General features: G+C 71.5%; 14 protein-coding genes. 5 read left to right on the top strand and 9 right to left on the bottom strand.

Features of this window, described 5'->3' with window-relative positions; translation table 11 throughout:
* Positions 1–46: 46 nt before the first annotated feature.
* The 8 genes from CHF16_RS40305 to CHF16_RS16455 form a co-directional block, all read right to left on the bottom strand.
* Positions 47–199, bottom strand: coding sequence for a hypothetical protein (locus CHF16_RS40305; protein ID WP_179271552.1), 153 nt, complete (start codon positions 197–199; stop codon positions 47–49).
* On the bottom strand, positions 196–2,187 hold the full coding sequence (locus CHF16_RS16485) for a fatty acyl-AMP ligase (RefSeq protein ID WP_089326926.1): 1,992 nt from the start codon (positions 2,185–2,187) through the stop codon (positions 196–198). The genes CHF16_RS40305 and CHF16_RS16485 overlap by 4 nt, the downstream gene beginning before the upstream one ends.
* A 6-nt stretch (positions 2,188–2,193) precedes the next feature.
* Entirely contained in the window at positions 2,194–4,182 is a 1,989-nt protein-coding gene (locus tag CHF16_RS16480) for an acyl-CoA dehydrogenase family protein (RefSeq protein WP_218826692.1), read from the bottom strand.
* Positions 4,183–4,271: 89 nt separating this feature from the next.
* Complete coding sequence (locus tag CHF16_RS16475; RefSeq protein ID WP_143228005.1) at positions 4,272–4,742, bottom strand: nuclear transport factor 2 family protein; 471 nt, start codon at positions 4,740–4,742, stop codon at positions 4,272–4,274.
* A 195-nt stretch (positions 4,743–4,937) separates the two neighbouring features.
* A complete protein-coding gene (locus tag CHF16_RS16470) occupies positions 4,938–5,798 on the bottom strand; it encodes an SGNH/GDSL hydrolase family protein (RefSeq protein ID WP_143228004.1) in 861 nt (286 codons plus the stop codon).
* A gap of 35 nt (positions 5,799–5,833) precedes the next feature.
* Positions 5,834–6,457: an SGNH/GDSL hydrolase family protein gene (locus CHF16_RS16465; protein WP_089326923.1), complete on the bottom strand. Its 624-nt coding sequence runs from the start codon at positions 6,455–6,457 to the stop codon at positions 5,834–5,836.
* A complete protein-coding gene (locus CHF16_RS16460) occupies positions 6,457–6,714 on the bottom strand; it encodes an acyl carrier protein (RefSeq protein WP_089326922.1) in 258 nt (85 codons plus the stop codon). Before CHF16_RS16460 ends, CHF16_RS16465 begins: the two co-directional genes overlap by 1 nt.
* 510 nt (positions 6,715–7,224) lie before the next feature.
* Complete coding sequence (locus tag CHF16_RS16455; protein ID WP_089326921.1) at positions 7,225–8,238, bottom strand: sulfotransferase family protein; 1,014 nt, start codon at positions 8,236–8,238, stop codon at positions 7,225–7,227.
* Positions 8,239–8,805: 567 nt separating this feature from the next.
* On the opposite strand from CHF16_RS16455, the gene CHF16_RS16450 reads away from it, so the two are divergent.
* From CHF16_RS16450 to CHF16_RS16430, 5 genes are all read left to right on the top strand, one after another.
* Complete coding sequence (locus CHF16_RS16450; protein WP_089326920.1) at positions 8,806–9,534, top strand: hypothetical protein; 729 nt, start codon at positions 8,806–8,808, stop codon at positions 9,532–9,534.
* Between the two features lie 111 nt (positions 9,535–9,645).
* A complete protein-coding gene (locus tag CHF16_RS16445; RefSeq protein WP_089326919.1) occupies positions 9,646–11,664 on the top strand; it encodes a flotillin family protein in 2,019 nt (672 codons plus the stop codon).
* 136 nt (positions 11,665–11,800) lie between these two features.
* Positions 11,801–16,852, top strand: a complete 5,052-nt coding sequence (locus CHF16_RS16440) for a DNA repair ATPase (RefSeq protein WP_245868623.1) — start codon at positions 11,801–11,803, stop codon at positions 16,850–16,852.
* A 371-nt stretch (positions 16,853–17,223) separates the two neighbouring features.
* A complete protein-coding gene (locus CHF16_RS16435; protein WP_089326918.1) occupies positions 17,224–18,486 on the top strand; it encodes an HNH endonuclease signature motif containing protein in 1,263 nt (420 codons plus the stop codon).
* 637 nt (positions 18,487–19,123) lie between these two features.
* Positions 19,124–19,633, top strand: coding sequence for a DinB family protein (locus tag CHF16_RS16430; RefSeq protein ID WP_089326917.1), 510 nt, complete (start codon positions 19,124–19,126; stop codon positions 19,631–19,633).
* Between the two features lie 15 nt (positions 19,634–19,648).
* Here CHF16_RS16430 and CHF16_RS16425 read toward each other — a convergent pair whose 3' ends face one another.
* On the bottom strand, positions 19,649–20,254 hold the full coding sequence (locus CHF16_RS16425) for a DUF6461 domain-containing protein (RefSeq protein ID WP_089326916.1): 606 nt from the start codon (positions 20,252–20,254) through the stop codon (positions 19,649–19,651).
* Positions 20,255–20,316: the final 62 nt, after the last annotated feature.

The raw sequence follows: 20,316 nt of genomic DNA, 5'->3' as shown, positions 1-20,316 counted from the left end.
TGCGACCGACGTTATCAGACAAAGACATGATTAGTCATGCTTTTGACTAGGATTGGTTGCGGAGAATTTCTTGATCTTCGGAATTGCAGGTCACGGGGGTCGTCATGATGATCGTCCCGGCGGCCCTGACGGCCGTCGCGGGGGCGGTCATGACGGCGGTCATGCGGATGGTCCGGCGAGTGGTGACGCGGGCGGTCATGCGGGGGCCCTCCTGAGCTCCGCGACCCCCGGTTCGAGGTCGTCCGCGAGGGCGGCGATCTCCCCGGAGAGGAACGCCTCCCGGGTCAGCCGGCGCTGCATCTTGCCGCTCGTCGTGCGCCGCACGGTGCCTCGCGGGGCCAGCACGACGCTCACGGCGGGAAGCTCGAAAGCCCGTGCCACACGGGCCTTGAAGAGCGACGCCAGCTCGTCCAGGGGCGTGCCCGCGGCCGCCCGCGTGCTGATCTCCTGGACGAGGACGACGTGCTCCCGGCCCGCGTCCAGCCCGCCGCCCGCGCCCCCGTTTCCGGGCCCGGCTCCGGCCCCGTTCACGCCCCCGCCGGGCCCGCCGGGACCGCCGTGGAACTCCCCGTCGAGCTCCCCGTCGAGCTCTCCGTCGAGCGTGCCGTCGAAGGCGCCGTCGAGGGCGAACGCGGCGCCGATCAGGGCCGCCGGATGGGCCGCCCGCGCCGCCTCCTCGATGTCGTGGGCGTGGATATTCCGGCCGTTCACGATGATCAGATCCTTGATCCTTCCGGTGACGAACAGTTCGCCGCCGAGCCGGAATCCGAGATCACCGGTGCGCAGATAGGGGCCGTTCCCGGAGATCGTTCTCGCCTGGAAAGTCTTGGCGCTTTCTTCCGGGCTGCCCCAGTAGCCTCGTGCGACGCTGCCGCCCCGCACCCAGATCTCGCCGACGCGCCCCTCCGGGCGCTCGGCACGGGTGTCGGGGTCGACGATCCGCACGTCCAGCGTGACGGGCCGGCCGCTGCTCACCAGCCGCCGCGCGCGCCCCGGTCCGGTGCGCGGCACGGCCTCGTCCTTGCTGAGGGCGTCGGCGTCGAAGTCGCGGATCACCGGGCCGCCGCCGAGCGGCGCGCCGGTGACGAGCAGCGTCGTCTCCGCCATCCCGTAGCAGGGCATCCACATCTCGGGCCGGAACCCGATCGGGCCGAACCGCTCGGTGAGGGCCTCCAGGGTCGCCGCCCGCACCGGCTCGGCGCCGTTCTTCACGACCGTCAGCGACGACAGGTCCAGCCCCTCCAGCTGCCGGTCGGAGATGCGGCGCAAGGCCAGCTCGTACCCGAAGTTGGGCGCCACGGTGATCGTGCCCCGGTAGCGGGTGATCAGCTCCAGCCACAGCACCGGGCGCTTGATGAACGTGATCGGCGAGGTGAAGACGTACCGGCAGCCGAGGTAGAGCGGTTCGAGGAACTGCCCGACCAGCCCCATGTCGTGGTAGTGCGGCACCCAGCCGACGCCGACCGTGTCGGACGAGCCCTCGATCCGGCGCTTGATCTCCTCGCCGTTGCACAGCAGGTTCCCGTGCGTGACCATCACGCCCTTCGGGTCGCTGGTCGAGCCGGAGGTGTACTGGAGGAACGCGAGGGTGCCGGGCGTGAACTCCGGCGGCGACCAGTCGCCGGGGTCGACGTCCTTGCCCGCCTGGGTGTCGAGGCAGTGCAGGCGGCTGCGCAGGCCGGCCGCGCGCAGCCACGCGTCGAGCGTCCCCCGGTGGGCGGTGTCGGTGAGGATCAGCGCGATGTCGGCGTCCTCGATGATGCGGCGGGTGCGGCCGAACCGTCCCGCGTCCAGGTCGGGCAGCGGCGCCGGGACGGCGATGACCCGCGCGTACAGGCACCCCAGGAACGCCGAGATGAACTCCAGGCCCTCCGGGTACAGCAGCAGGACCGCCCTGTCGCGCAGCCCGCGCGCCTCCAAGCGGCGGGCCAGCGCGCGCGCCTTCCGGTCGAGTTCGGCGAACCCGAGCACGTCCTCCTTATAGGTACGCCCCGACCCATAGGTACGCCCGGAGCCAGAGGTGCGCCCGGAGCCAGACGTGCGTCCGGACCCGGAGGTGCGCTTGGACCCGGAGGACAGGGAGCTGCGCCCCCCGGACGCGGGCGCCTCGCTGATGAAGGTGAACGAGCGGTCGTCACCGTGGGTCCGGATGTTGTCCCGGACCAGCGACACGAAATCCGAGTACACGGCCTATCACTCGTCCTCGGCGAGAGAGAGCAGGGAGAACCAGCGCCCTCCGTCGGAGTCGCGGAACATCGCCTCCTCCAGCGACGGGAGGAACTCCTCCGACAGCACGGCGTCGGGCTGCGCGCGCTGGAGCAGCCGCTGCAGGCACAGGACGAGCCACTGGCCCTCGGCGAACGCGCCATCGAACTCCTGCCTGTTGTGCAGCCACGTCAGCATGCAGGAGGACATCGCGTGCAGCTCGCAGTACCGCTTGGCGCGCGCGAGCGCGGCGACCGAGGAGACGTCGCCCTCGCTCGTCCGGATGCCCTCGTCCACCTTGGCGCGCAGCCCGCCGATGCTGGACATGAGGTCCTTCAGCTCCGCCGCGACACCGGGCGCCGCGTGCGCGTTCGCGGCCTCCAGGACCTCCTCGGCGATCTGCTCGAACCGCTGCCCCACCTCGTCACGCCCCTCGTTGGTGAGCTGGAGCAGCCGCCCGTCCGGCGCCCACTCCGGCGGGGTGCGCGTCCAGCAGAACAGGTCGGCGAGCAGCTCGCCCTCGCGGCCCGTCTCCTCCGGCGGCTCGATCAGGTACGGGAGCTGCCCGGCGACGTTCGCGAGGTTCACGTGCGTGGTGCCCTCGAAGATGCTCGCGATCGCGTGGTCGCGCTGGAGCTTCTGGAACACCCCGTGCGCGACGCCCTCGCGCAGGTAGCCGCGGGCGGCGAGGACGGTGCCGATGCTCGCCACGACCTCCTCCCCCACGACCGGGACGAAGTACTTCACGATCGACGACCACAGGCTCAGCCGGCCCGGCGCGACCGTCAGGCAGCGCGCCACCGGGATCGCCACGCACTCGGCGATCAGCAGGTCCAGATGGGCTTTCAGCAGGTGGTCGCGGATCACGGGGATCCTGTAGATGTCCGAGCCGTAGAGGGTGCGCTCCCGGGCGTACCGCGTCCCGATCCGCACGACCGCGTCCATCGTGCCGACCGACAGCGCCGCGATCGCCGTCCGGGTGATCTGCAGCGTCTTCAACGTCTGGACGAGCCCGGACCCGCGCCGCCCGATCACCCGGTCCGCGGGCACCCGCGCTCCGGAGAACGCGACGCCGGACAGGTCGTGGCCGCGCAGCCCGACCGTCCGGACGGGCGGCAGCGTCGACCAGACCGCCGGGTCCAGCTCCCGCTTGTCGACCAGGATGAGGGAGAAGTCGCGCGGCCCGGTCCTGGCGTAGGTCGTCACGAACCGGCCGCGGGTCGCGTTGCCCACCGGCCACTTCACGCCCGTCAGCACCAGCTCGTCGCCCTGGATCTCCGCCTCCGACTCCGACGCCATCACGTCGCTGCCGTGGTCGGCCTCCGAGACTCCGAAGCAGGCCAGGTCGCCGCGGAGCACCCCGTCCGCGACCGTCCTGCGCTGCCAGGTGCTCCCCCACAGCCACACGGGGTTCACGGCCAGCAGCCCCGACCCGTACATCACCGCCATCGTGACGCTGCGGCGCGAGATGCCGCGGGTCACGAAGAACAGCTCCTCCAGGGTCGACAGCCGCCCGCCGAGCGGGACGGGCACCAGGTACGTCGGGAAGCCCCAGGCGCGCAGCGCGTCCACCGCGCCCGGCGGCAGCTCGTCGCGCTCCTCGGCCTCCACGATCGCCCGGTAGGAGAACGGGCCCGCCTCGTCGTCCATCGGGTCGCCGAGGTAGCCGTCCAGGTCGGCGGCGATCCCGTGCGCCGGGGACAGCCCTTCCGTAACCCGGCCCGCGCCCGGCGGGGCGCCCGGCTCGTGCCGTTGGGACTCCTGCCCGTCGGACTCCTGCCCGTCGGACTCCTGCCCGTCGGGCTCCTGCCGGACGGGCTGCTGCCGGTCGGGCTCCTGCCGGACGGACGCCTGCCGGTCCGGTGCCGGCCGCGCGGGCGCCGGGTCGGCGGACGCCGGCCCGGCGGGGGCGGGGTCCGCGAGCGCCGGGACCGCGAGCGCGGGGCTCGCGGGGTGTGCGGGGACCTTACTGTCCATCGTTCCTTCCACTCCCTTTGATCCTCGGTCGGCTCCAGCGGCCGCGCCGTCCGGCCGCGCCGTCGGCCGCGCCCGCTGACCGGCGCGCCCTAGGGCGCCGTGCCGTGCGTGTCCCCCGAGCCGTGCGCGCCGCCCACCCCCGCGGCGCCGTCCGCGGCTCCCCCCGCGGCCTCCTCCATCCGCTTCCCCACCACCCGGGCGAGCGTCATCGCCGCGGGCAGCGGGCGGACCATGACCGTCAGGCCGGTGACGAGACCGGTGTCGCCGAACCTGAGCCAGTCGAGCCCCTGCACCTCCTTGCCCAGCACCCGGGCGTCGAAGATCAGCGCCTGCGCGGGCGGGCCCGGCCCGTCCGGGACGCGGCTGACCAGGTCGTCGAGGTAGCGGAAGTCCTCGAAGACCTCGAACAGGATCGCGATCAGCGCGGTGACGGTGGAGCGGCCGAGATAGGGCTTCACCATCACCGGGCTGCGGAACTCGATGCCCGGGTCCAGGGTGCTGGTGACGGCGGCGAGGTCCTTGGCCTCCACCGCCGATCGGAACGTTCCGGCAACCGTCATCCGAGCTGCTCCCTTCGCTCGACGTGTCGTCTCGAGCCGGCGCGTCGGTCCGGGGTCGGGCCCGGACCGGCGTGGGTGCCGGACCGGCACGGTGCCGGTCCGGCGTCGGGCCGGACCCGCTCGTGCCGGTCCGGCGTGGTGTCAGTTCGGTGTCATGTCAGTTCGGCGTCGTGTCGGTTCTCGGCGTCGGTCGGGTCAGTTCGGTGCGGCCACGGCGTGCGCGAGGTCGCGCGCCCAGGCCCGGTAGCCGGCGGGCGACGGGTGGAAGCCGTCGGAGGCGAACAGCCCGCGGTCCCGCGCCATCGCCTCGTCCATGGGAGCGTGGACCGCCCCGCCCGCCCGGGCCGCCTCCCGCATGATCCGGTCCATGGTCCGCGCGCGGGCGCCGAGCACGTACCGGAGCGGCTGCGGGATGGCGGGGAACCTGTGCACCGGCGGCATGCCCGCGACCAGCACGGTCGCGCCCGCGTACCGGCCGCGCAGGACGCCGACCAGCTCGCTGACGTCGGCCGCCCAGCGGCGCAGCGGCCGCCGCCGGATCAGGTCGTTGATCCCCACGGTGACGACGACGAGGTCCGCCGCACAGCCGCCGGCGGTGCCGCCGGCCGTGTCACCTGCGGTGCCGTTGGGTTGCGCCGCGCCGTTGGACGCGCCGTTGGACGCGCCGTTGGACGCGCCATTGGGCATGCCGCCGGCCGCCGGAATGAGACCGGTGGTGATCCGGCGGGCGGTGGCGCCGTTCTCCCCGGTGACCGACCACGCGACGCTGCGCCGGAGCCGCTCGCGCAGCGCCTCGGCCAGGTAGCCCGGCAGCGCCTCGGTGTGCCGGGTCGCGCCGACGCCGACCGCGGTGGACTCCCCGATCACGACCACGCGGAACGCGGGACGCCCGGTGCCGGGGTTCGCACCCTGCACGAAGCCGTGCTCGTCCCCGCCGGCGGGGTCCAGCCGGGGGGTCCGGCGCACCGTCCGCCACGCCTGGAAGGCCAGCACGGGAGCCAGCGGAATCAGCAACATCGACTGGGGGACGCGCGCGAGCGCGAATGGTCTGTTCATCTGTTTCCCACACTGCTGGAATCGGCCCCCGAGGCTCAGCTCACCCGCTCACCGAGCAGGTCTCCGGCTATCTGTGCGATCACCTCCGCCACATAGGCGTGCCCGTCCGGATTCAGGTGGATTCCGTCGGGACTCCACATCGAACGGTCAGCGACTTTCGCCACCGTCGCCCGATCGGGGAACGCCATTCCGTGGTCCCGGGAGACACGGTCGAGCTCGGCGTTGAAGTCGTGAATGCGCTGGACGGTGCGTTTCTTGCGGAACTGCGAGATCGGGGACAGGTCGAGCAGCGGGGGCCGCGGCACCGGGATCGCCAGCGCCACCGCGCCGCGCCCGCGCGCCCAGCCGAACAGCTCGTCCAGCCGGCGCGCCGCGGCGGGCCGCTCGAAGCCGCGCAGCGCGTCGTTCATGCCGCAGCCGAGCACCACCAGGTCCGGCCGCAGGTGCCGGACGGCCGGCAGCTGGTCGCGGACCACGTCCTCGACCGTCGCGCCCGGGTCGGAGGCGTTCAGCATCAGCTCCCGGGGGATGCCCAGGTGAGCGGCCAGTCGCCCGGCCCAGCCGAGCCACCCGCCGGCGGGATCCGGATCGTCCTGGCCCTCGGCGACGCTGTCGCCGAGGACGACCAGCGCGGGCCCGTCGTCCGGCCGGCCGCCCATCACGCGACGAGTTCGAGCAGGTAGTCGGTGAGGGCCGTCACGGTCTCCCGGCGCCGGGCCTCGGCCACGTCGACCTCGACCTGCAGGTGGTCCTCGATGTCGCTGATGATGCTGATCGCGTAGACGGAGTCCACTCCGTAGCGGGCGAGTTCCACCGCCGGGTCGATGTTTTCCGGGGGCCTGTCGAGGTAGAAGGCGATCCTGTCAAGAAGCCACGATTGCAGCTCGCCGTGGGAAATTGTTTCCGAACTGGTCACCGCACTCCTCCTTATGTCAGAGGATCTCGAATCAATCGCGATAGCTATCGAGTGACGAGCAACACGCAAGATACAACCAAAAGCATGGCGTGTCTCAAGTCCGGATGTGAACGAACGGACACGACCATGTCTCTGTCGCGTAAATTAAGTCAGCCGCGCGGTAAAAACGGCAACTTGTTACTGACAGGTAACCCCCGCCGATAAGGGGCCCAGCCGATCAAGATCGGAAAACGCTGTCCCCGTCCGTCCCAGCGGTCCGCTTCTCCCCCGCGGAGCGCACCACGGCACGCCACCTGCGCGGTTCCCCAGCGGGCGCGCCGCGTCGGGGCGCCGGCCCGCCCGGCACGTTCCATGAGAATTTCGGACAACGGGCCGGAAGGGTCCCTCGGGGCCGCGCCACGCCCTACTTGCCCCGGAGACAGGGTCTCCTGACTCCGCCGTGGCAGTCCTCACACCCTCCGGTAAAGAACCGCGGCCGTGATCACCCGTCGGTCACCACCCGGTCACCGCTCAGTGGCCGGGGTGGGGCGGCACCGGGCCGGTGAGGCGGGAGACGACGGGGTTGGGCTCGCGGGCCTCCGCGAGCCGGTCCCGGACCGTCTGCGCGTGCCGCGACCGCCAGCGGTGCGCCGCGAGCCGCTGGAAGCGCGCGAGGTGCACGGCGGCCGGGCGCGGCACGCCGGTCAGCTCGTAGCCGTGGTGGCGCAGCCGGTCGGCGAGGACGTGCTCGACCAGATCCGCCTCCCAGTCCGCCATCCGGTCGCGCCAGGCGCCGACCTGGCGGGTGTTGGGGGCCTCATGGGTGCGCAGGTGCCACTTGCGCGACGACGGCACGGTCTCGCGCGCGTGGCGGTACGCCTTCGTCATGGCGGGGTCGTACTCCTCGCCGAGGAACGCGCACAGGCGCCGCAGGGCGTCCTCCGGCTCGCCGACGAGGTCCTCGTAGCGGAACTCGTAGAAGGTGCCCGGCCCGAGGCTCTCCCCGAGCCGCCGGCCGGTGTCGACCGCCTCCCGCCAGGTGAGCGCCGCCGCGTACAGGTCGCCCTTGAACCACGGCATCCGCATCAGGGAACTCACCGCGTCCCGGCCGTCGCGGACGAGGTGGACGAACTGCGCCTCCGGGAACATCCGCTGCAGCATCGGCACCCGCCGAAAGTAGCTCGGCCGCTTGTCGCCCCAACGGGGCTTGCCGTGCTGCCGCGCGTAGGCGCGGAAGACGGCCGCCAGCGCCGAGCCGAGCGTCGGCGGCCCGTGCACGATCTCGTCGACGACGCCCGCCGGGTCCAGGCCGAGCACGTGGAACTTGGTGTCGGCGCCGCCGGTGATCCATTCGGCCAGCGCCCGCCGGTTCGCCTCCTGCTCCAGATCGCCGAAGTCGAGGCGGCGCTCGTAGGCGACGTGGACGAACCGCGTCTCGGACGGGAACGCGATGCGGGGGTGCGAGTGCAGCATCTGCTGCAGCAGCGTGGTTCCGGATCGCGGGCACCCGAGGACGATGATCGGCCGGCTGGACTCCCTGGTCATGGCGGGCGAACGTACCCGCAGGACCTGACCCGAAGCTCCAGCGCGCCTCAAGGAAACCTGAACATCCCCGGAGCCCCGACAGGCAGGGGTCTCGCGCCTCCGGCAGGATCGCCGTTTTCCTGCCGAACGGCAAGGTCCGTAAGCGTCGACTGGCGTTCCGTCGCTTAAAGACTTCCCTTCTGGCGAGAAATAAGCTAAAGTAACTATCGGTGTGCCGGGAAGTCTGGTCGGCGGGACAGGAGATGTCTCCGACCAGGAGGGTATTTAATGACTCCCCGGCACTTTGTCGTTGCGCCGAGGGCCGCTCTGCCGGCCGCGCCGGCGCTGCCGCGCCGCGGCCGGCCTGGGGACGTCAGGCCCTATGACCTGAGCCACATCATCTGGGCGCACGCCTTCCCGGATAGCTGAGCACGGCCTTCACCTCGTAGATACCGCGTGCGTCGCTGCGCGCGCCTGCGTGCATCACCGCGCATCACCGCGCGCCCAGCGAACCCCTACGCATTACCGGGACGCCGTTTCGGCCGCCCGGTCGGTCAATGACGTCTCGATGCGGGAGCGTGCATTTCCTTGAGTGAATTCATCGATGCCGCGCTCGGTTTTCCGACCGCGCTGTTCAGCTTCTCCCTTCTGGTCGTCGCCGGTTACTGGACGCTCGTCCTCCTCGGCGGCCTGGGCGTCGACTTCCTCGGCGCCGGCACCGATGCCGATACGGGGGCCGGTGCCGGCGCCGGGGACGGGGGCGCCGCCGGGGGTGACGGCTCCGACGGCGGGGACGGGTTCGTCGCCGAGCGGCTCGCGATGCTCGGCCTCGGCGGCGTGCCGGTCACGGTCGTGCTGTCACTGCTGATCGCGCTCGCCTGGTTCGTGAGCCTGGCGGCGTCGGCACTGTCCGACGGCCTCCCCCTGCGGCTGCTCGGCATGGCCGCGGCGCTGGTCGTGGCCTGGTTCGGGACGCGGCTCGCCGTGCTGCCGCTGCGCCGTGTCTTCCAGGACCAGGCCGCGGCGTCCCTGCGGGACTTCGTCGGGCTGCCGTGCGTCATCCGCACCGGCCGGGTCGGCCCCGACTTCGGCCAGGCCGAGGTGACCGCCCCGGACGGGTCGTCCGCGATCGTCCAGGTGCGGCGGCCCGCGTCCGACCTGGCCGTGGCCGGCGCGGCGAAGGACCTCGCCGGCCCGGACGCCGACCTCACCGCCGGCAGCGTCGCGCTGATCTTCGACATCGACCCGGACGGGCGGTTCTTCTGGGTGATGCCGCACGGCACGGCGTCCGACCTGGCCCAACGCCCGGCCACCTGACCTGCCCCTGATCCCGCCCCCTGACCCCGCTCCTGCCCCCGCGCACCATCCCGCGCGCTTCCCGCGCCCTTCGACCCCGCGACCTCGTTCCCCCAGTAGAGAGGGATCCCGTTGGACACCATCACCATCGGAGCCGGTGTGCTCCTCGCGCTCGCCCTGCTGATCGCCCTCGGCCTCGTGCTGATGGTGACCCGCCTGTTCCGCAAGGTCGACCAGGGCCGGGCGCTGATCATCTCCAAGCTGAAGAAGGTCGACGTCACCTTCACCGGCGCCATCGTCCTGCCCGTCCTGCACAAGGCCGAGCTGATGGACATCTCGGTCAAGACGATCGAGATCGAACGGACCGGCCGGGACGGGCTGATCTGCAAGGACAACATCCGCGCCGACATCCGCATCACGTTCTTCGTCCGCGTCAACAAGACCGTCGAGGACGTCATCAAGGTCGCGCAGGCCATCGGCACCGAGCGCGCCAGCAACCAGGAGACGCTGCAGGAACTGTTCGCCGCGAAGTTCTCCGAGGCGCTGAAGACCGTCGGCAAGCACCTCGACTTCGCCGACCTCTACACCCGCCGCAACGAGTTCCGCGACCACATCATCCAGGTCATCGGCACGGACCTGAACGGCTACAGCCTGGAGGACGCGGCGATCGACTACCTGGAGCAGACGCCGCTGCTGTCGCTCGACAAGTCCAACATCCTGGACGCGCAGGGCATCCGGAAGATCACCGAGCTGACCGCGATCGAGCACGTCCGCACCAACGAGTACACCCGCAACGAGGAGAAGGAGATCACCCGCCAGAACGTGGAGGCCCGCGAGGCGATCCTGGAGCTGGAGCGCCGCCAGGCCGACGCCGAGCTCCGCCAGGAGCGCGAGATCGAGACCGTCCGGGCCCGCGAGCAGGCGGAGATCGAGCGGGTCAAGGCCGAGGAGCGGCTCCGCGCGCAGACCGCGCACATCCGCACCGACGAGCAGCTCGGCGTCCAGCACGAGAACAAGGAGCGCGAGGTCTCCGTCGCGGCGAAGAACAAGGAGCGCGTCCTCGCGATCGAGAGCGAGCGCATCGAGAAGGACCGGCAGCTGGAGGTCATCAGCCGCGAGCGGGAGACGGAGCTGACCCGCATCGCCGCCGACAAGGAGGTCGAGGCCGAGAAGCGGGAGATCGCGAACGTCGTCCGGGAGCGGATCGCGGTCGAGCGGACCGTCGCCGAGCAGGAGGAGAACATCAAGCGGCTGCGCACGGTCGAGGAGGCCGAGCGGGACCGCCAGGCCGTCGTCATCCGGGCCGAGGCCGAGGCGCAGGAGAACCTCGTCAAGGACATCAAGGCCGCGGAGGCCGCGGAGGCGGCCGCGCAGCACCGCGCCCGCGAGGAGCTGACGATGGCGCAGGCGCGGCAGGAGGCCGCGGAGATGGACGCGCAGGCCAAGATCCGCCTCGCCGAGGGGCTGCGCGCGGAGGCCGCCGCCGCCGGGCTCGCCGAGGTCCAGGTGCGCGAGCGCGGCGCCGAGGCCATCGAGAAGGTCGGCCGCGCCGAGGCCGCCGCCGCGACGGAGATGGCGGCCGCGGAGGCCGCCCGGATCCGCGAGACGCTGCGCGCCGAGGCCGAAGGCCTCAACGAGAAGGCCGGCGCGATGGCGGCGCTGGACGAGGCGTCCCGCCAGCACGAGGAGTACCGGCTGCGGCTGGAGGCGGAGAAGGACGTCCGGCTCGCCGGGATCGAGGTGCAGCGGCAGGTCGCGGAGGCGCAGGCCACCGTGCTCGCCACCGGGCTGGAGCAGGCCGACATCAACATCGTCGGCGGCGACAGCGTCTTCTTCGACCGGCTCGTCGGGTCGATCGCGCTCGGCAAGAGCGTGGACGGCTTCGTGCAGAACTCCGATGTCGCGCAGTCCCTCGCCGGGCCGTGGCTGGACGGGACGTCGTCCTTCACCGACGACGTCGCCCGGATGCTCGGCTCGATCGACACCGCCGGCGTCCGCGACCTGACCCTCTCCGCGCTGCTGCTGCGGCTCATCAAGTCGGGCGGGCCGGAGGCCGCGCGGCTCCAGGACCTGCTGGACACCGCGCGCCGACTCGGCGTCGCCGACGCCCCCCTGTCCGAAATCAATGGAACCGCCGTGACCGCGAATTGATCCAAGACCTGCGACGGGTCGCCGGTACCGGGGGCCGCCGGGCCGGCGACCCGTCGCAGCCCACCGAACCCCCCTCGCGCGACCGGTGCGCGGGCGAGGCGCCGCCATCACAGCGACACGCAGACGGGAGAGATGGGTGAGCAAGGTCGTCAGGGACGCCGCCGAGGACATGACCGAAACCGCGACGGGCGCTGCCGGGGGCAACGGTTCCGGGGGCAACGGTTCCGCGGGAAACGGTTCCGCGGGAAACGGTTCCGCGGGAAACGGTTCTGGGAGGAACGGAGCCGGAGGGAGCGGTTCCGGCAGAACCGGCGCCGAGGGAAACCCCGCCGGGACGGAATCCGGGGCCGAGGGCCGGCCGGAGCTGGACCACGGGACGTACGAGGTCCTGCGGGCACGCCTCGCCGAGCGGGCCGGTGAGCTGGCGCGGCGCGCGGAGGCGCTGAACGCGCGGCGGCTGGAGGTGTTCGGCGGCACGGAGCTGCGCCTCGCCGGCACCGAGCGGATCCGGACGGCGCACAACTGCGTCCCCCGCGACGTGGTGGCGCTCGGCGGGGTGATGCTGTTCGGCTACAACGTCTTCCTCGGGCTGAAGCCGGAGACGACGGTCGACGACGTGTTCTCGCTGCACCGGTTCACCCGGACGGAGGACGGCATCGCGTTCGCCCCCGCCGAGCCGGAGGCGGTGCCGGGGCTGCTGGACGACCCGCGCTTCCTGCGCGACTTCGCCGACATGTACCGGTACTACCGGCAGGCGCGCCTGCTCCAGCTGAGGCTGGTCGACGGGCGGCTCCTCGCCGTGTTCCAGACCGGGCCGCGCCTGTCGGACCTGCGCGTCCTGCGGTGGCGGACCAGCCCGGACGGCGGCGTCGCCTACGAGGACAACCAGGGCGAGCGCGACCACGTCTTCCCGCCCGCGCACGACGTCGACTGGGTCGAGACCACCCGGGACGACCACGTCCTCGGGCGGCACCCGCACATCTCGATCGAGGGCGAGGTGTTCGTCGAGACGATCGGCGGCACCCTCACCGTCAAGATCGAGGACAACACCGACAGCGGCGAGGGCGTCTACTCCGAGCCGGTGGACGAGCCGCTGCAGTCGCTCGCGGACGCCGACGTCCTGCACGCCCGGGTCGGCGCGCTGATCCTGCTGCGGATCCGCCCGTACAACGAGCAGGCGTGGCGGCACCTGGTGTTCAACGTCCGCACCAAGGAGGTCACGCGGCTCGACGGGATCGCGCAGGCGTGCCGGCGGCTGCCGGACGACCACGGGATCATCTTCCCGGGCGGCTACTACCTCGACACCGGCACCGCGAAGACGTTCGACACCGACGTGACCGGGCTGGAGTACGAGCGGGTCATCCGCTCCCCCAACGGGGAGGACGTCCTCTACGTCTTCCACTCGCGGGAGGACGGGCGCTCGCTGCTGCTGCCGTACAACGTGATCCGCAAGCGGGTCGCGACGCCGATCACCTGCCACGGCTACTCGCTGTTCGCGGACGGGACGCTCGTCGTGATGCGGGCGTTCTCCGACGAGCCGTCGCGCGTGCACCCCATGCAGATCTGGGCGACCCCGTACGTCTCCGACGCGTACGCCGCCGCGCAACCGGTCGGCACCGGGCCGCTGGAGCGGGTCGGGAACGCCGAGCTCGTGCGCGGCATCTCCGAATGCCTGTCGGTCACCCGGATGGTGGACGAGATGTCGCCGTCCGCCCGGGTGTTCGAGGCGCTGATCGCGGCGTGCACGCGCGCCGCGGACCTGTACCACTGGCTCGCCGACGAGGACCTCGGCGCGGTGGCGGCGCCGCTCGCGGACGTCCGCGCGACCGCGGGCCAGGTACTGGACGAGTTCGAGAAGGTCCAGGCGCTCACCGAGCAGGCGGTCTCCGCTGTTTCCGCGGCGGCCGACGACATCGCCGCGATGATCCGCCTGGCGCACGCCGAGCCGCCGTCCACGGCGGACGGCTGGGTGTCGCAGCTCGCCGGGTTCCGCCGCGCCCAGGGACGGCTGGAGACGCTGCGCGACATGCGCTACGTCGACGCGTCCCGGCTGGACGAGCTGTCCGAGACCGTCCAGGCCGAGCTGCGGGACGCGGGGCAGGGCGCCGTCGAGTTCCTCCAGCGCGAGGACGCCTTCACCGGGTACCACGCCGAGGTCGAGCGCATCACCGAGGCGGCGGGCGCCATCGAGACCGCCGCCGACGCCGCGCCCCTCACCGACCTCCTCGCCGCGCAGAACGAGGGGCTGGAGGTCGTCACCGAGGTCGTCGGCGACCTCGACATCACCGACGCGACCGCGCGGACCGCGATCCTGGAGCGGGTCGGCGAGGTGCTCGGCGGACTCAACCGGGCCCGCGCCGTCCTCGACAACCGGCGCCGCGACCTGCTCGGGCGCGAGGGCCGCGCCGCGTTCGCCGCCGAACTCGCCCTCCTGGACCAGTCGATCGCCGGGGCCCTCGCGTCCGCCGCCACCCCCGAGGACTGCGACGAGCAGCTCGGCCGGCTGCTGCTCCGGCTGGAGACGCTGCAGGCCCGGTTCGCCGAGCTGGACGAGTTCCTCGGCGAGCTGGAGACGAAGCGGACCGAGGTCTACGAGGCGTTCTCGTCCCGCAAGCAGACCCTGCTGGACGAGCGCGCCCGCCGCACCGACCGGCTCACCGAGTCGGCCGACCGGATCCTCGCTGGGGTCCGCCGCCGCGCCGCCGCCCTCACGTCGCCGGACGAGGTCAACACCTACTTCGCGACCGACGCGATGGTGGCGCGGCTCCGGTCGATCGCCGACGAGCTGCGCGGGCTGGACGACGGCGTCCGGGCGGAAGAGCTGGAAGGGCGCGTCAAGGCGGCCCGGCAGGAGGCGGGCCGCGCGCTGCGCGACCGCCTGGACCTGTACGGGGACGGCGGCGGGACGATCCGGCTGGGCCGGCACCGGTTCGCGGTCAACACGCGCCCGATCGAGCTGACCCTCGTCCCGCACCGCGACACCGTCGCGTTCGCGATCACCGGGACCGACTACCGGGCGCCCGTCCGCGACGAGGGCTTCGCCGCGACCCGGCCGCTGTGGGGCCAGACCCTCATCTCGGAAACAGCGGAAACGTATCGGGCCGAGTACCTCGCGACCTCCATCCTGGCGTCGTCGCCGCTGGACGAGCTGCTCGAAGCCGCCGCCGGCGGGCGCCTGCTCGGCCTCGTCCGGGAGGCGGCCGCGGACCGCTACGACGAGGGCTACGAGCGGGGCGTCCACGACCACGACGCGGCGCGCATCCTGGAGGCACTGCTGCGCCTGCGCGCCGACGCGGGCCTGCTCCGCTACCCCGGACCGGCCAGGGCCGCCGCGCAGCTGTTCTGGACGCACGGCCCGGACAAGGCGGAGCGCGCCATGTGGACGGCGCGCGCACGGTCACTCGTCCGCGCTCGGGAGGCGTTCGGCCTAGCGGGCGCGTTGACCGACCTGACCGCCGAGCTGTCCGCGTCGATCGGCGAGTTCGCCGAGCACCACCGGTTGGAGCGGCCCGACCCGCTGGCCGCCGAGTACCTCATCGAGGAACTCGCCGCCGCCCCGGACGGCTTCGTCACGAGCCAGGGCGCCCGTGCCCTGCTGAAGGGCTTCACGCAGGCGCTCGACGGCACGTCGCTGGAGACGGACTTGCGCGAGGCCGGCACGCTGGCCGCTCGCCACCAGCTCGCCGAGGCGTGGCTGGCCTCCTACCTGGCGACCGGCGGGAGCGGCGACGAGGCCGACCTCCCCGAGGCCGTGGCGACGCTCCTGTGCCCGGCCGCGCGCTACGACTCGCCCGCCGCGCTGACGGCCACGGTCGAGGGCCTCCTCGGCGACCACCCGCGCATCATCGACCGGCGCCTGGAGCTGCGCCTGGACGAGACGCTCGCCCGCACCCACCGCTTCCGGGCCGAGCGCGTCCCCGCCTTCCGCGCCTACCAGAAGCAGCGCAACGAGCTGATCGCCGTCGAGGAGAAGCGCCTCGGGCTGGCCGACTTCAAGCCGCGGACGATGAGCGCGTTCGTCCGGAACCGCCTGGTCGACGAGGTGTACCTGCCGCTCATCGGCGACAACCTGGCCAAGCAGCTCGGCGCCGCGGGGGACGGCAAGCGGACCGACCAGATGGGCATGCTCCTGCTCATCTCCCCGCCCGGGTACGGCAAGACGACACTGATGGAGTACGTCGCCGACCGCCTCGGCCTGGCGCTGGTGCGCATCGACGGCCCGGCTCTCGGACACGACGTCACGTCCCTCGACCCGGCACAGGCCCCCAACGCGACGGCGGCCCGCGAGGTCGAGAAGATCAACCTTGCTCTGGAGATGGGCAACAACGTCCTGCTGTACGTGGACGACATCCAGCACACGTCGCCGGAATTCCTGCAGAAGTTCATTCCGCTGTGCGACGCCCAGCGGCGGATCGAGGGCGCCACCCGCACCTACGACATGCGCGGAAAGCGGTTCGCGGTGTGCATGGCCGGAAACCCGTACACCGAATCGGGGCGGCGCTTCCGCGTCCCCGACATGCTCGCCAACCGCGCCGACGTCTGGAACCTCGGCGACGTACTGTCCGGGAAGGACGATCTGTTCGCGCTCAGCTACATTGAGAACGCGCTGACCTCGAACCCGGTCCTGGCGCCTCTGACGACCCGCGACCGGAACGACGTGGAACTGCTCGTGCGCCTCGCCTCGGGCGACCAGACCGTCCGTCCGGACCGCCTGTCGCACCCCTACTCGCAGGCCGAACTCGACGAGATTCTGTCCGTGATGGAGAAGCTGATACACGTGCAGCAGGTGGTGCTGACGGTCAACCGCGCGTACATTGCCTCCGCCGCCCAGGACGACGCGTCCCGCACCGAGCCGCCTTTCCGTCTCCAGGGTTCCTACCGGGACATGAACAAGCTCGCCGAGCGGATCCTCCCGGTGATGAACGCACGGGAACTGGAAGCGGCACTGGACGACCACTACCGGGCCGAGTCGCAGACGTTGACCTCGGACGCCGAGGCCAACCTGCTGAAGCTCTCGGAGCTGCGAGGCACTCTGTCGGGCGTCGAGGCGGAGCGGTGGGCCGAGGTCAAGGCGGGCTACCAGAGGTCTCAGACTTTGGCCGGCAACAGCGAAGATCCGTCGGTTGGCGCCCTGCTTCACCTGGCAGACAAACTGGCCGCCATAGAGAAGGCTCTTCGTCACGGGTAAGTTTGTTCTTCGTTCGTTCAGGCGTCATTGTCTGATCGGTGTTCGTGGAATTGTGGTGGGGGCGGCGCTGCGTACGGGGCCGCCCCTCCAAAGTCAAGGGCGCCTTCGGCGTCGCTTCGCGATGGGACTTCGTCCCACCCTTGACTTTGGAGCCTCTGCGGCCCCTGAGTGCAGCTTTCGTCGGGCAGGCTCCGCCTGCCCTCTGCCCGACGCACCGCCCCCACCCCAAAAAGGAACGACACGGCAATTCGAATGCCCGAGATGAGGCATTTGCGATAACACCCGATGATGATCAAGAATCCCCCAAAAGAATCATGGTCGAATTCTAGTTCGAGAGCACAAAGCAGCCTCCGGCCGGATATCATGGATACATGAGTTTGATTGCGGTCGACCCCGACGCCGCGTCCACCATGGAATTGGTGCACGCGGTATCGGCGATCGCCGCAGCACTCGCCTCCCGCACCACCCCCGACTCCCCAGCCACCTGCCTGGAACTCGCCGAAGAACTCGCCACCGCCAACGATCTACAAGAGGCCGCACTGGCCGGACTCGTCGGCGTGGTGGACAGCGCCCGGGAGGTGCAGCGGTGGGGTTTCCCCTCCACCCGCTCCTGGCTGCGGTCCCGCATGGGCATGCGCGAATCCCGCGCCAAGGAACGGCTGACCCTGGCCCGCCAGCGCCACCGCCTGACAGAGGTCACCGAGCGATGGACCACCGGTGAACTGTCGACCGGATACGCCGCCACGATCGCCGAAGCCACCGCCCGCCTGGACGATGACGACTGCCCGGCCGCTGAGGACATCCTGCTGGACATGGTCGACAAGGGCTTCTCCGCGGGGAAGGTCGCCAGCTTCGGTAAGCGGATCCGCGACGTCATCGCCGAACGCGACGGACGCGAGCAAGCCCCCGAGGACGTGAAGCGGGGGTATGAGCGGTCCTGGATCGACTCGACCCGGTCGCTGGACGGTGGCCGCTACATCAAGGGCTGGTTGAACGCCGAGGACGCCGCGATCTGGGACGGCACCCTGGGCCCGTTGGCCAAGCCCGCCGGGGCTGACGACCGGCGTGATCTGTCGGAGCGGACGGCGGCGGCGCTCACCGGTGTGTTGGCGGGTGGGCACAGGGCCACCAAGGTCACCGTCATCTGCGACCTGGACACCCTCACCGGCGGCACCACCCCCGCACGCCTCACCGACGGCACCCCGATCCCGGCAGCCCAGGCCCGCAGGATCGCGCTCACGGCGGGGGTCTCGCCCCTCCTGCTCGGCACCGGCAACACGCCGCTCTACCTCGGCCATCGGGTCAGGTTCGCCAACGCCTCCCAACGCCAAGTCCTGGAAACGCTGTACGACACCTGCGCGGTGCAGGGCTGCGAAGTACCGGGCACGCTGTGCGAGGTCGACCACGTCCACGGCTGGGCCCTCGGCAACAGCCCCACCGACATCGACAAACTCGCCCTCACCTGCGGCTGGCACAACCGCTACAAACACACCCACCCCGACCGACTCCACATCACCAAGGCGCAGGACGGCCGGTACACCTACCGGCTCCACCCGCCCGGCACTCGAACACTCCAGGCGGGCGGAGATTCCGAACCCGGGCGCCCACCACCCACCTGGTCCCAAGCCGCCTGATCACCAGACCACCGCCCGAGCCCGGCCGCCCCGGCGGCACGGGCCGGGCCCGCCTGCCCACACCCTCCCGCCCACCTACCGCACTGGCACTGAAGCCGTGTGATCGGCGAGCCGCATCCGGCCGTGCCACCAGCTCCGGCCGGGCAGCCACCCCCTCACCCCGGCAGCACCCACCGCCCCGGCAGAGGCCCATCGCCACACTCCGACCAAGTCGGGGCGCCTGAGGCGGCCCACCCTGACCAAGACCGGGCAAGAGCAGGCCGCGGCCTTCTAGTGCTTGGGGGTGATGGGGATGTGGTTCCTGTATGGGGTGGGGGCGGCGCGTCGGGCAGAGGGCAGGCGGAGCCTGCCCGACGAAAGCTGCACTCAGGGGCCGCAGAGGCTCCAAAGTCAAGGGTGGGACGAAGTCCCATCGCGAAGCGACGCCGAAGGCGCCCTTGACTTTGGAGGGGCGGCCCCGTACGCAGCGCCGCCCCCACCACAATTCCACCAACACCCAACACCCAACACTCGACACCGAACCTCAGCGGAGTGATCCCCCAGGCCCCTGGCCCCCAGCCCCCTAGATCCCCCAGGCCCCTTACATCCCCCAAGTCCCCCACATCCCCCAGATCGCACGCGGGTTAGGCTGCCGCCAGTGACCACCGAACGACCCGACGTGCCGCTCATCGCAGACGAGCGGGCCATGCTCCGCGCCAGCCTCGACTTCCATCGCGCCACTCTCGCCTGGAAATGCGACGGGCTCAGCGACGACGAGTTGCGCGTACCAGCCTCGAAGCCGTCATCGCTGTCGCTGCTCGGGCTGGTCCGTCACATGGCGGAGGCCGAGCGCACCTGGTTCCGCAAGGCCGTGAACGGTGAGCGAGACCTGCCCAACGTCTGGTCCCACGCCGACGACTACCAGACCGCCTACGACCCCGCCGGTTGCACCCGCGAGGAAGCCTTCACCGCCTGGCAGACCGAAGTCGACCACGCCCGCCGCATCGAGCAGGCCGCCCCGTCCCTCGACCTGGTCGTCTACCAGCCCCGCTGGGACCAGAACGTCTCGCTCCGCTTCGTCATGCTGCACATGATCCACGAGTACGCCCGGCACAACGGGCACGCCGACCTCATCCGGGAGGCCGTCGACGGCACCGTCGGCGCCTGAGGTTGACCGAAAGGGTTAGCGGCCGGTCTCGGCGTATGCCTGGGGACGGGTGAACCAGTCGATGTCGAGTCTCTCGCCGGTCAGCGACTCCAGGGTGGCCATCGCGGTCTCCCAGTCCGGGCCGGGAAGGGGCTGGGCGTGGAGGGCGCGCAGCGCGTCCAGATGGTCGTTCAGCGCGTCGGGGTCGGCGCCCTGCGGGTTCGTCGGGTCCAGCGGGTCCACCTCGGTGATCAGTTCGCCGTCGACGAGGTGGAGGAGCCCGCTGTAGTTGTTGATCATCCAGAAGACCGTGTGCAGGGTGGCGCCCCGGCTCAGGCGCTGGAGCACCTCCACCTCCGACATGTCGGTGAGGTAGCCGACGATGACGACGGCGTCGCCGCGCTGTTCCAGGAACACGCCCTCGTCGAGGTCGAAGTCGTCGGAGTCCTCGGCCGGTCGGCGCGTGGTCAGGGCGGCCGGGTCGCCGTTCAGGCGGCGCACCGCCTCCTGGACGGTCATTCCCGGCCCGCGGACCACCGTCCAGCACAGGTTCTCCGTGGCGCCGGGGTCCGGCGGCAGCTGGCTCAGGCGTTCGAACAGGCGCACATAGTGCTCGATCTGCTCCGGTGAGGGGCCGGCCATGATCGTCTCCTTTGGGTCAACGCGCGCATGATCTTAGCGGCATTTGACCTCGACATTGGTTG

This window comes from Actinomadura meyerae, assembly GCF_900188445.1.
Lineage (GTDB): Bacteria > Actinomycetota > Actinomycetes > Streptosporangiales > Streptosporangiaceae > Spirillospora > Spirillospora meyerae.
The sequence above is the reverse complement of the archived record's forward strand: the minus strand, read 5'-3'. Positions and strand labels throughout refer to the sequence as shown.